Origin of the sequence: Pseudomonas psychrophila (genome assembly GCF_001043005.1) — a bacterium.
Classification (GTDB): Bacteria; Pseudomonadota; Gammaproteobacteria; order Pseudomonadales; family Pseudomonadaceae; genus Aquipseudomonas; species Aquipseudomonas psychrophila.
On sequence record NZ_JYKZ01000005.1, the window covers coordinates 318,758 to 330,332 of the forward strand.

Consider the following 11,575-nt stretch of genomic DNA (forward strand, 5'->3'; position numbering starts at 1 on the left):
GCAGGCTCGCTCCCACAGTAGGGCTTGACCTACAACAGAGTATCTACAGGGGGATGGGTTTTAAATGTGTGTCAAACCGATCAGAAACGCCCCGTCAGCGGGTACTCAACCGCAAGACGTATCTGGTCGGTGTCCAGTTCTGCCTGTGCCTTGTTGCCGCGATGAACATTGTGTCGCAATGACATGATGGTGCCTTTGGCCGCTCCGCTCTGGATGACGTAACGTGCTTCCAGATCCCGCTCCCAGTGTTTCCCGCCTTTGCCATAGCCCAAATACGCATAGCCGCCCCGAGGGTCGACATGACTGCCGTCAATCTGGCTGCCACGCACGTATGCGGCACTGAATACCAGCCCAGGCATACCCCAGGGGGTCATTGCCAGATCGTAACGTGCTTGCCACGACTGCTCGTTAGGTGCGTTGAAGTCAGACAATTGCACAGCATTGGTCAGGAATATTGCCCCCCGGGTCACATAATCGAACGGTGTGTCGCCATGCACTATCTGATATCCCAGGCTGAAACTGTGGGGGCCTTGGGCATAGGTGCTGAGCAAACTCCAGGTGGTGTTGTCGATGTTGCCTGATAGCGCCTTACCTTCATCGGTGGTGCGGTACAGGTTCAGGTTCAGCGACAGGGAACGGTTTTCATCAATGGCGTGGCTGAAGACGGCCCCCAGGTAATGCTGGTTCCAGGTGTCTTCATAGCGGGAGCTGTAGAGACTGGCGCTGAGGTTCTTGCTTGGGGTGTAGACAACACCTGCGAGGTCGAAGGCATTGCCTTTGGGCCCGTTCGAATAGTTCACCACAAAGCCCTGATCGTGGCTGCTGGCATTGCGGTCAGTGCTCTCGGTGAAGTGCCCGCCGACCATTTTCAGGTCATTGATTTCGTTGCTGGTCAGAAACACTCCAGTAGCGGTTTCGGGTAGCAGGCGGCTGTCGGAGGAGCTGAAAACCGGTGTCTTGACCCGCTGTTCACCATAGGACAGCACGGTGTTGGACATGCGCAGTTTTACCGCCGCGCCGCCGCGGCCGTAGTTGTCCTTGGGGTAGCCGTCGTTATCCAGCCCGAGCAGCCGCGCCTTGCCTGCGCGTCCGCCGCCGCTGTCCAGCTTGAGCCCCATGTAGGCATGGGCATCAACCCCGACGCCGATCAACCCTTGGGTGAACCCCGACTGCAGCGTACCCATCAACCCGTAAGCCCACTCTTCGGCATAGCCATTGCGTTCAGAGCGCGGTTTATAGGCATTGCGGGCGCCGCTGTTGCTGGCGCCGTGGCGATATTCTCGGCTGTCGTAGACCGTACGGTTGAGCACACTCCAGGTGCTGTCTTCGATAAAGCCGTTGGCTTGTTCCTGTGCCGACTCGGCAAAAGCCATCGGACTTGCGAGGGCGATCAGGATCGCGGAGCGCGATCGAACGGGGTTCATTGGGTCACCTGTTGTTGAAGAGACGCGTTCAAGCGGTCAAGTGCACGCTTTGGCAGCGTGGCGGGCAGTTGGGGTGGCTGATCCGAAGGCTCTCCGACCTGAATCAACATCACCATGCCCATAGCCAGGTGCGGAATGCACTGGATGCCGTAGAGCCCAGGAATGGTGAATGTTTGCTCGATTTCCTGGTTTATTTTGCCCTTGAAAGGCTGCGCGCCTTCGGGTAACAGCTCGGGCAAGGTGGCGGCGTTGTGACCGCTTTGGGTCGGGATGAACTTGACCGTGTCACCGGGCGCAATCTGCAGGTAATCCGGCTCATAGACCATGCCGGCAGTGGCGCTGCGGGTGAGCATTTTTACTTCGTGGGTCTGCGCCAATGCCGATGAGCAAAGCAGGGCAGTAGTCAGCAGCAGGGCAATGGAAGAGTTACGCATGGGTGGCTCTCGATTAAAAGGTTCAAAAGGGGCGCATTCGTAGAATTTGCGCGCCGTCAAAAGGGTCGATCAAATAATGGGCCTGGACGCCGAATGTGGCGTGAAGGCGTTGCGGGGTCAGGACTTCCGAAGGTCTGCCCAAGGCTACCAAGCGGCCACGTTCAAGGATCGCCAGGCGATCACAGTTCAAGGCCTGGTTGAGATCGTGCAACGCGATCAGGGTCGTCACGGGCAGTGCGCTGACCATTTTTAGAATCGCCAGCTGGTGCTGGATATCAAGGTGATTGGTGGGCTCGTCCAGCAACAGGATCTGCGGGCGCTGGGCCAGGGCTCGTGCGATGTGAACACGCTGGCGCTCACCTCCCGAGAGGCTTCTCCAAGTGCGACTGCGCAGGTGTGCCGCATCCACATCGCTCAAGGCCTGCTCGACGATGGTCGTGTCGTGGGCAGTCCACGGGCTCAATGCTGACAGCCAGGGGGTACGGCCCAGGGCCACAGCATCGAATACGCCAATGGCATCATGGGTATCAGCATGCTGTTCAACCACCGCCAGTTTTTGCGCAATGGTGCGTTGGTTCATTTTTCTGAGTGATTGCCCGTGGATAAAGGCTTCGCCCATGCTGGGGACTCGCACATTGGCCAGCAGTTTGAGCAGCGTGGATTTACCCGAGCCGTTGGGCCCGACAATGCCCAGGGTTTCGCCGTGCTGCACGCTCAGGTCGATGCCTTGCAACAGTTGAGCATCACCCAAGCAGTAACTCAGGTTGCTGCAACTCAATACAGGGAGAGCATCACTCATCGGGCATTTCTCCGGCTGATCAGAATCAGCGCAAAAACCGGAGCCCCGATCAGCGCGGTAACCACACCTACGGGGATCACCTGGCCCTTGATCAGGGTGCGGGAAAGAATATCGGCCGCGATCAGAAACAATGCACCACCCAGTGCGCTGACGGGGACCAGGCGCCCATGGCCGGTGCCACACAGCAAGCGAACGGCATGGGGGATGACCAGCCCGACAAAACCGATGGAGCCGACAATCGATACCATCACCGCCGTCACCAGGGCCGCACAGCTGATGAGCAGCAATTGCACCCGGCGCACCGGTATGCCCAGAGACGCTGCAGAGTCTGCACCAAAGGTGAACGCATCCAGCGCACGCCTGTGCCAGATGCACACCACCAGACCGAGCAGTGCCACCGGTACCGCCAGCACGACCGAGGACCAGCGCACGCCACTGAGGTTGCCCAACAGCCAGAACATGATCCCTCGGGCCTGTTCGGAGCTGGCAGATTTCGTGATCAAAAAGGCGGTAATGGCGTTGAACAGCTGTGAACCGGCTATCCCCGCCAGAATGATCTGGGCACTGGCACCGGTTGGCCCGCTGATACGGGCCAGCAGAATAACCAGTGCAAAGGCGGCAATGGCTCCGGCAAAGGCTCCGGCAGACAAGGAAACGGCTCCGGCACCCAGGCCCAGTACCGCCACCAGCACGGCCCCGGTCGAGGCTCCGGCAGAAATGCCCAGCAAGTAGGGGTCGGCCAGTGGGTTGCGCAGCAACGACTGCAACACCACCCCGCAAGTCGCCAGCCCCGCACCGCACGCCGCAGCCGCCAGCGCACGGGTCAGGCGATAGTTCCAGACAATGCCTTCGTCGATCGGATCGAGCACGTACCCGGCGGCCCACAGCTTGTTGGCCAGCACCTGCAGCACCACGCCGGGCGCGATCGGGGTCTCACCGATGGCCACTCCGGCAAGCACTGCCAACAGCAACGCCACACAGGCCAGCAGTGTGAGCATCAGCCTTGCACTCATTTGGGCAGGTCGTAGGTATTGATGGCTGTGGCGAGTGTTTCGAGCCCGTCGAACATGCGCAGGCTGGCCTGCATGGCATGGGCATCGAGCATGATGATGCGGTTGTTTTTGACTGCATCCATGTTGCGTGTCACAGGATCGGTGCGCAGGAACTCGAGTTTTTTCTCAACGTCATCGGCCGGGAAACGACGGCGATCCATGCGTGCGATGATCAGGAACGTCGGGTTGGCCTTGGCCAGGGTTTCCCAACCAACGGTTGGCCATTCTTCATCGGACTCAACCACATTACGTATGCCCAGGGTATTGAGCATGAAGTCGGGGATACCTTTGCGACCCGCAACATACGGGTCGATATCCAGGTCGGCACTGGAGAACCAGAACAGCGCGCTGGTGTGGCTCAGGTCTTTGCCCTTGAGCGAATCGGTGGATGCCTCCCGGCTGGCCTTGAGCTGGGTATTAAGCGCTTCGCCACGTTGCTGCACATCGAAGACCTCAGCCAACTGGCTGATGCTCCTGTAGACACTTTCAATGCTGAAAGCCTGCAAGCGAGTGCCGTCTGCGCCTACCAGGTTGTCCTTGCCCTCACAGTCGGACGGCATCAGGTAGGTGGGTATTTTCAGTTCATGAAACTGCTCGCGGGTGCCCACCACGCCTTGCGGGCCAACCATCCATTCCAGTTGCACGGCCACCAGCTCGGGACGTTTGCCAATCACCGACTCAAAGCTGGGGTCGTTGTCGGCAAGCCGTTCGACCTTGTCGTTCTGTGCCTTGTACCGGGCGGGTACATCGTTGAACCACAGCGATGTGCCCGCCAGCTTGTCGCCCAGGCCCAATGCATGGAACATTTCGGTGCCGGCCTGGCCGATGGTTACGGCGCGAATGGGCGCGTGCTGAAAGGTCAGCGGGCTGCCGCAGTTTTCGATCGTCAGTGGGTATTGGGTAGGGGCTGCGAGGGCCAATGCAGGCAAGGCGAGGGTGGCAAGAAGAGTAACAGCGCGGTGCAACAGCATGATGCAATCTCCATTTGATCGTACACAAAACGCAGGTGTACAGCCGGGAACACATCACCGAGCGCTGATGGCGCAAGAGCACGAGAGCAAGGATGCCTTCCCCGGACACCCCGCCGGTTAGTTTTTGGACTTTGCCGGCAGGTCTCCTGACTGATGGGTCATCGCCTGGCTCCAGCCTTCCCGGGGGGTTATCCCAGTGGCAAACACGGAGCAGGCTCGTCATCTACAGTTGCGGGGGCAGTTCCGTTTGGTGCACTACAGGCACTTCGGATTCCCTTTTAACCCCCCGTTAGGGGGGACCGGCGGCGGGATGATAGTCGATCTTGTTTGTCAGATGGAATTGGCGTCAGATTCAGAAATACTTGAGCCAGGCAATATCTCTGCGACGCGCCTTCAAAGCAGCAAACCAGCGCACCGGCAAATAGAGCGATGTGGCCAGCAGTACTGCCGTCAGCCATACCGCAGCGATACTGTCGAAACCGAAGTAGCTGCCCTGATTCTGGCCGAACAGGGCCACGCTCATTACATACAGCACTTTGAGCACGTATAGGTGCAGCAGATAAAAGAACATCGGTGCAGCGCCAAACACTGCCAGGGTGGTGATCCACGTGCGTTGACGGGCCCGCTCAAAGCCCAGTAGCAGTAACAGGCCAACTCCCAGGGTCAAGGCCAGAAACAGCAGCGAAGGCGGGTATTTGGTGATGTTGAAAAAACTCATCAGGCTCTGTGTAGCATGGTCATGACTCACCCAAGGCGCTTCACCATAACCATTGAGAAAACGCAGAACCACAAAGCCCAGCAGGGCCCCCGTACCTGCAAGCAACAGATAACGCTGGCGTGCGGCAGCCGAGGCTGAGCGAGCAAACCAGGGACCCATGCAGTAGCCCAGCGCAATAACACCGATCCATGGCAGCACCGGGTAAGAAGTGCGCAGACGCAAGCTGTCCGAGAACTCTATCCAGCCCCGGTCATGCAAAATCGCCCAGGGCACGTGCATCATCGAATCCACGGGGAAGTGCAAGGTATCGAGCAGATTATGTCCGGCGATAATCACCAGACCCAGTACCAGCAGCATCGGACGGGGCAACCAGACCAGTGCCGCAAGGGCAATCATGCTCACGCCAATGGCCCAGATCACCTGCATGTAAATCACCGAGGGCGGTAACTGGAAGGTCCAGGCGAAGTTGACCAGGGTGAACTCCAGCACCACCAGAAACAGCCCGCGTTTGAATAGAAACGCCGATACATCACGCTTGCCCTGATACTTTTCGCCGTACAAGTACGCCGAAAGGCCTGTCAGCAAAACGAAAACCGGGGCACACAGATGGGCAAGGGTCCGGCTAAAAAACAGGGCAGGGTCGGTGATGTCGACGTTCATGGGATCAGACACCTGGCGGTGCAGAAAGAACGTCTCGCGAACATGGTCCAGCAGCATCAAAAGGATGACCAGGCCGCGCAGGGCATCGATGGACAGCAGGCGCTTGTTGGGAGGTGGAGCTAAGGTTGCAGTAGTCATTGAGGGATCACAGGCAAGGAATGCATACAAGGTATTGATACCTTATAACATTTCCGTTTGCGCTGTCATCCCTATGAGAAAGATTCGCAGGAATCGGGCGTGTTTCAGCGCCGAATTTTTACCCAAGCCATCAGCAGCGCAGAGGACAAAACGCCTGCGGTCATAAAGATATAGGCCGCCCCGGGATTTCCGGTGAGACCGATCAGGTAGCCAACGATCCAGGAGCCGACAAAGGCACCCAATGCGCCACACGCATTGATCAGGCCGATTGCGCCGCCAAATACGTTTGCCGGAATAACCTCCGGGATCAGTGCAAAAAAGGGCCCATAGGGGGCGTACAGCGCAGCACCGGCAATCGTCAGCAGTGCAAACGACACCCAAAAGTGCGTGGAGCCGATCAGGTACGAACAGAAGAAGGCCAGGGCGCCCAGTGCCAGCAGTGGCCAGACAAAGTGTTTGCGTTGCTGGGTTTTGTCAGATGCCCAGGACACTGCCAGCATTGCGGCGACGGCAGCAACGTAGGGCACTGCACTCAGCCAGCCGACAGTGACGATGTCCGCCGCCGCAGCCTGTTTGATGATGCTCGGCAGCCACATGATGAAACCGTACACGCCGATACTCCATAGCGCGTGAACACAGCACAACTGGATGACCACCGGACTGGTGAACGCCTGACGGTAATTACGGACTTGTTTCATGCCTTTTTGTTCGTCCGCGAGAGTCGCGGCAAGCTGTGCTTTTTCCTGAGCGGTGAGCCAGTCGACCTGTTCGGGCTTGTCCCTTGCCATGCGCCACCAGACAAACGCCCACAACACCGCAGGCGCGCCTTCAATCACGAACATCTCGCGCCAGCCCCAGGCCTGAATCAAATACCCGGAAACCACCGACATCCACAACACCGTGACTGGATTGCCCAGTACCAGAAAGGTATTGGCCCGTGATCGTTCTTTTCGGGTGAACCAGTTACTGATGAAAATCAGCATCGCCGGCATCACTGCTGCCTCAACAATTCCCAGGGATACGCGAATGAACATCAGCATGGGGATGTTGGTCACCAGCCCTGTGGCCATGGCGCAAAAGCCCCACAAAATCAGGCTCCAGAACACCAGTTTGCGCACACTGTATTTTTGCGCGTAGATCGCGCCAGGCACCTGGAAGAAAAAATACCCCAGGAAAAACAGTGCACCTATCAGGGAGGACATGCCCTTGGTAATACCCAGGTCTTGCTCGATCCCCGCCGCACTGGCAAAGCCATAGTTGGCCCGATCCAGATACGCGAGACTGTAGGTGATGAAAATCAGCGGGATCAAGTACAGCCAGCGTTTGGACGCAAAACCTTTGATCGTGACCTGAGCACTGCCGATATCGGTCAGGGGCAGTGCAGGCTCTTTAAGAGTGCTCATGGGCGTTCCTTGTTATTGTTTTTTGCGGGTGCGGGTCAAACAACGCTGGTCAAACCTCCGTCCACAAACAGCGTCTGACCATTGATGAAGTCCGAAGCACTGGAGGCGAGAAACACGGCGGCGCCGCACAGTTCTTCAACCCGTCCCCAACGACCCGCCGGGGTGCGCTTGCATAGCCACTCGGAAAATTCCTGATTGTCGACCAGAGCGCGGTTCATCTCGGTGGCGAAGTAACCCGGTGCCAGGCCATTGGCCTGAATGCCATGGCGTGCCCATTCAGCACACATGCCTTTGGTGAGCATCTTTACTGCGCCTTTTGAGGCCGCGTAAGGCGCGATGGTCGGGCGTGCGAGTTCGCTTTGCACCGAGCAGATATTGATGATCTTGCCCTGACCTCGAGCAATCATGTACCGGGCAACCGCCTGGGACACATGGAACACCCCATCCAGATTGACCCGCATCAGGTCATGCCAGTCACTTTCGGCAAAGTCCTCCAGCGGGGCACGGCGCTGAACACCCGCGTTGTTGACGAGAATGTCGATGGCGCCCGTGTCAGCCTCAAACCCGTTGATCGCTGCAAACAGTTGCTCGCGCTGGGTGACATCAAACGCTGCGTATTCTGCCTTGAGGCCCTCATCGCGCAATTGACCGGCAATGGCTTGGGCTTTTTCGATATTGCGATCATTGATCACCACGGTTGCGCCGGCAGCGCCAAGGCCACGTGCCAGTTCAAGCCCGATTCCTTTGCCTGATCCAGTGATCAAGGCACGACGACCATCAAGCTGGAAGCTGCTGATATTGAATGACATGCTGTTCTCCACAAACGGCCGCTTATTGTTGTTACCGGCCCTGTGGTTACTTCACCTCAGGCTAGTAAGGGAGTCCAATCGTCATTGGTGATCTCGTGATCAATTATTTTGATCAAAATAATGGCTGCCCAAACCACCGATTGACGTCAAACAGATCTGCCGTCGATCAGTGAGCCGGAACGTAATCACTGCGCCGCTTGTCCATGAAGTCTGTATTCCCATACCGGCCGATGGTTGGTAACCACAACGAGGTGAACATGCGCAGCTTGATTTCTGCATCAATAATGGCTGGTTTTTTGTGTGTCATACCTTTCGCAGCGCAGGCTGACGATGACAAACCCGGGGACTGCAAGCCTGGACAGATACTGGCCGAGTCCATGGACCTGAGCAGTTGCTATGGCAACGGCGATAAGGCTCCGGACCAATACACACGGGAAGAGGTCGCGATCAAGGACTGGAAAGCCAAAGGGCTTCCACAGCCTGATGAGCATGAGCAATGGGTACAAATAAGCGGGCACTATGTGCTGGTCAATCGAGTGAATGCGGTGATCAAGGAGATCCGCACCCAGAACACCAAAGTTAAGGGCAAGTAACCCCCTCGGCCCACACCCTCTCACAAACGTCTACGGGAGAGGCTGTGGGCTGCTCGAGATGGCATGACTGCGTTTTACCGGGCAAAGCTTCACAGATACGTCAGTGGCCACTGGCTGCAGTCGGCCCTTAACCCGCCTCTCGCCCGTGGGCGGCAGTAGCCAGTTGCCCTGTATCGACGCGCACAAAAATGGAGTCGCCGACTGCAGTGAGTACATCCCCCGCATAAACCTCACAGATGATCCGCGTCTTGCGTCCTACATCGCCTTCGACCTTGGCCCGCAGGGTCAGTGGCACGCCCATGGGGGTGGGTTTGATGAACTTGATCCCCAGGTTGCCCGTCACGCAATTGATACGCGGCTGGCTGGCCACTTCGCGGTTTTCCTGACGGTAGTGATACGCCATGGCCGTCCAGTTGGAGTGGCAATCAACCAGCATTGCGATCATGCCGCCATATACCAGCTCGGGCCAACCGCAATACTTGGGGTCAGGCAAGTGTTCGGCGATGACGTGCACACCGTCCTCATGCCAGTAGCTCTTGATATGCAAGCCATGTGCATTACTGGCGCCGCAGCCGAAGCAAACGCCATCGGGCGCGGCGGTGTCTTGCAAAGAGGGAGTTAGCTGACTCATGCCGTGATCATCCTGACTGTTGTGCCCTTTACGTTAACGTAAAGTGTGGAATCTTTTCTTGTTGATTATGCAAGAGATGTTCGTTTGCCTGAAAAGGATGTCGGCGTGACCGTCTGAATTGTCTGCAGGCCGCCTTGCAGGCGGCCAGTGACAACGGGGATCAATAACTTTGGGGCATCTCGCCCCGTGCCAGGCGTGCATTGATCGCTTCAACCACCCCCGGCAGCTCGCAAATCGTATCGATCAGATAATGGGGGCGGGAACCTTCGAACATGCGGCTGATACGTGCCCGCTCTGCAGCCAGTTTTTCGGCAGGCAGGGCCTTGAACTGTTCGTAGGTCAGGCCCAGGGCGTTCCCGGAGCAGGTGAGGGCGACGGTCCACATTCCCGCGCTGCGGCCTTCAAGGATGCCGGGCCAGGTGTCGTCGACCTTGACGCATGCGGCTACGTCGCTCACCCCAAGGGCGATCACGTTGGCCAGGGCCTGGGCCGGGTGCGGGCGACCGTTGGGGACTTCGTCGGTAGCGACCACATGGTCAGCGATGTAGCCATTGGCCCTGGCCAGCTCCACGACCTTGGCCATGACCACTGCCGGATAGCCCGAGCAGGAGCCGATTTTCAGGCCCTGATCACGCAGTGCAGCGATGGCATCAAGGGCTCCGGGGATGAGCGCTGAATGCAGCGCGATTTTCTCGATCTGCAGGGGCATGAAGCGTTCGTAGAGGGCTGTAACGTCTTCATCGCTGGGTAGGCGGTCAAAGACTGCACGATAGCGCTCGGCGATCTGGGGTTGGTTGCACAGGGTGCGAATGTGATCCCATTTGCCCATGCCCATCGGCCCGCGGGCTTCTTCAAGGCTCACCGCCACGCCAAATTCGGCGAAGGCCTCTACAAAAATCTGGGTGGGGGCGAAAGAGCCGAAATCGACCACGGTGCCAGCCCAGTCCAGAACCACTGCTTGCAGTCGGGCAGGTTGTTGATAATGCATGGTGAGTCTCCAGGGTGTGATGGGTTCAGGGAATGTGTATTCGGGGGTGTAGGGGTTATTGCACGGCGCTGGTGTCGAAGAGTTCGGCGATCATCGGGCGATTTCTACGGATACCCAGGCAGCACAGGTGGTAGTCGATATACAGCGGGTGATCCACAAAGGTGATGGGGACTGTCCCCGGTGTTTCTGCATACTCGACCGCCGAGACAAAGCCGATGCCGATACCCCGGGCGATGGCATGCACAATGGCTTCTCGACTATTGAGTTGCATCACGCAGTTGAGTGCCACGCCCTGGCGCTTGCAGCTTTCTTCCACCAGTTGCCGGGTACGTGAGCTCTGTTCGCGCATAACCCAGCGTTCTGCGCTTATTTCCTTGAAGTGAACTTCGCTCTGGCGGGCCCAAGGATGGTCATCCCGGACCACGGCAATAATTGGATAGCGCCGATACAACTGTGTATGAAAACGTTCATCGAACTCGGACAACGCGAGGATCGCCACATCGATGTCGAAGTTGAACAGCCTCGCCAGGGTTTCCCGCTCAGTAGAGAACGAGGTTTCCAGCTCAATATCCGGATGGCGCTGCATCAAGGCATACGTCATGTTCATTGCAATGGGCGGCGAGACTGCTCCCAGACGCAACATCCCTGTTTTTCGCTGCTTGAAGCTTTGCAACAGTTGCACCGCTTCATCTTCCTGGCCGAACAGGCCCTGAGTGATGACATAAAGCTGATGCCCTGCCGAACTCATTTCGATAAAACGCCCGCGACGATGGAATAGCTCCACGGAAAACTTTTTTTCAAGGGCGCTGACTTGTTCGCTGACTGTAGGCTGTCCAACGCACAGGTAGTGGGCCGCCAGGGTGAAACTGCCGGTTTTGGCGACCGCGTGAAAGGAGCGCAACCACTTGTGGTACTGGTACATAAACGGTTCCTGTTGCCGGGCTGTCTGTTCAAT

General features: G+C 57.7%; 12 protein-coding genes and 1 riboswitch. Of the genes, 1 reads left to right on the plus strand and 11 read right to left on the minus strand.

Annotated features, from left to right (window positions below):
* Positions 1-80: 80 nt before the first annotated feature.
* The 8 genes from TU76_RS14560 to TU76_RS14595 all read right to left on the minus strand — a co-directional run bounded on the left by TU76_RS14560 (position 81) and on the right by TU76_RS14595 (position 8,408).
* On the minus strand, positions 81-1,424 hold the full coding sequence (locus TU76_RS14560; RefSeq protein ID WP_048351926.1) for an OprD family porin: 1,344 nt from the start codon (positions 1,422-1,424) through the stop codon (positions 81-83).
* A complete protein-coding gene (locus TU76_RS14565; protein WP_019827118.1) occupies positions 1,421-1,858 on the minus strand; it encodes a pseudoazurin in 438 nt (145 codons plus the stop codon). Before TU76_RS14565 ends, TU76_RS14560 begins: the two co-directional genes overlap by 4 nt.
* Before the next feature lie 22 nt (positions 1,859-1,880).
* Complete coding sequence (locus TU76_RS14570) at positions 1,881-2,657, minus strand: ABC transporter ATP-binding protein (protein WP_019827117.1); 777 nt, start codon at positions 2,655-2,657, stop codon at positions 1,881-1,883.
* A complete protein-coding gene (locus tag TU76_RS14575) occupies positions 2,654-3,658 on the minus strand; it encodes a FecCD family ABC transporter permease (RefSeq protein WP_403212614.1) in 1,005 nt (334 codons plus the stop codon). Before TU76_RS14575 ends, TU76_RS14570 begins: the two co-directional genes overlap by 4 nt.
* An 8-nt stretch (positions 3,659-3,666) precedes the next feature.
* On the minus strand, positions 3,667-4,680 hold the full coding sequence (locus TU76_RS14580; protein ID WP_048351928.1) for an ABC transporter substrate-binding protein: 1,014 nt from the start codon (positions 4,678-4,680) through the stop codon (positions 3,667-3,669).
* Between the two features lie 119 nt (positions 4,681-4,799).
* A riboswitch (cobalamin riboswitch) is annotated at positions 4,800-4,999 on the minus strand.
* A 33-nt stretch (positions 5,000-5,032) separates the two neighbouring features.
* The gene (locus TU76_RS14585) at positions 5,033-6,196 is read right to left on the minus strand and encodes an acetyltransferase domain-containing protein (protein WP_048351929.1); all 1,164 of its coding nucleotides are present in this window, start codon (positions 6,194-6,196) and stop codon (positions 5,033-5,035) included.
* A gap of 104 nt (positions 6,197-6,300) precedes the next feature.
* Positions 6,301-7,599: an MFS transporter gene (locus TU76_RS14590; protein WP_048351930.1), complete on the minus strand. Its 1,299-nt coding sequence runs from the start codon at positions 7,597-7,599 to the stop codon at positions 6,301-6,303.
* 35 nt (positions 7,600-7,634) lie between these two features.
* A complete protein-coding gene (locus TU76_RS14595) occupies positions 7,635-8,408 on the minus strand; it encodes an SDR family NAD(P)-dependent oxidoreductase (RefSeq protein ID WP_048351931.1) in 774 nt (257 codons plus the stop codon).
* 257 nt (positions 8,409-8,665) lie between these two features.
* On the opposite strand from TU76_RS14595, the gene TU76_RS14600 reads away from it, so the two are divergent.
* Positions 8,666-9,001 carry an RcnB family protein gene (locus TU76_RS14600; protein WP_019827111.1) on the plus strand — a complete coding sequence of 112 codons (336 nt, stop codon included), beginning with the start codon at positions 8,666-8,668 and terminating at the stop codon, positions 8,999-9,001.
* A 127-nt stretch (positions 9,002-9,128) separates the two neighbouring features.
* On the opposite strand, the gene TU76_RS14605 is transcribed toward TU76_RS14600, so the two are convergent.
* The 3 genes from TU76_RS14605 to TU76_RS14615 form a co-directional block, all read right to left on the minus strand.
* Positions 9,129-9,632: a PaaI family thioesterase gene (locus TU76_RS14605; RefSeq protein WP_019827110.1), complete on the minus strand. Its 504-nt coding sequence runs from the start codon at positions 9,630-9,632 to the stop codon at positions 9,129-9,131.
* A 160-nt stretch (positions 9,633-9,792) separates the two neighbouring features.
* Positions 9,793-10,620 (minus strand): phosphonoacetaldehyde hydrolase, encoded by an 828-nt coding sequence (gene phnX, locus TU76_RS14610; protein WP_019827109.1) that lies wholly within the window; start codon positions 10,618-10,620, stop codon positions 9,793-9,795.
* A gap of 55 nt (positions 10,621-10,675) precedes the next feature.
* A complete protein-coding gene (locus TU76_RS14615; RefSeq protein ID WP_019827108.1) occupies positions 10,676-11,542 on the minus strand; it encodes a LysR substrate-binding domain-containing protein in 867 nt (288 codons plus the stop codon).
* Positions 11,543-11,575: the final 33 nt, after the last annotated feature.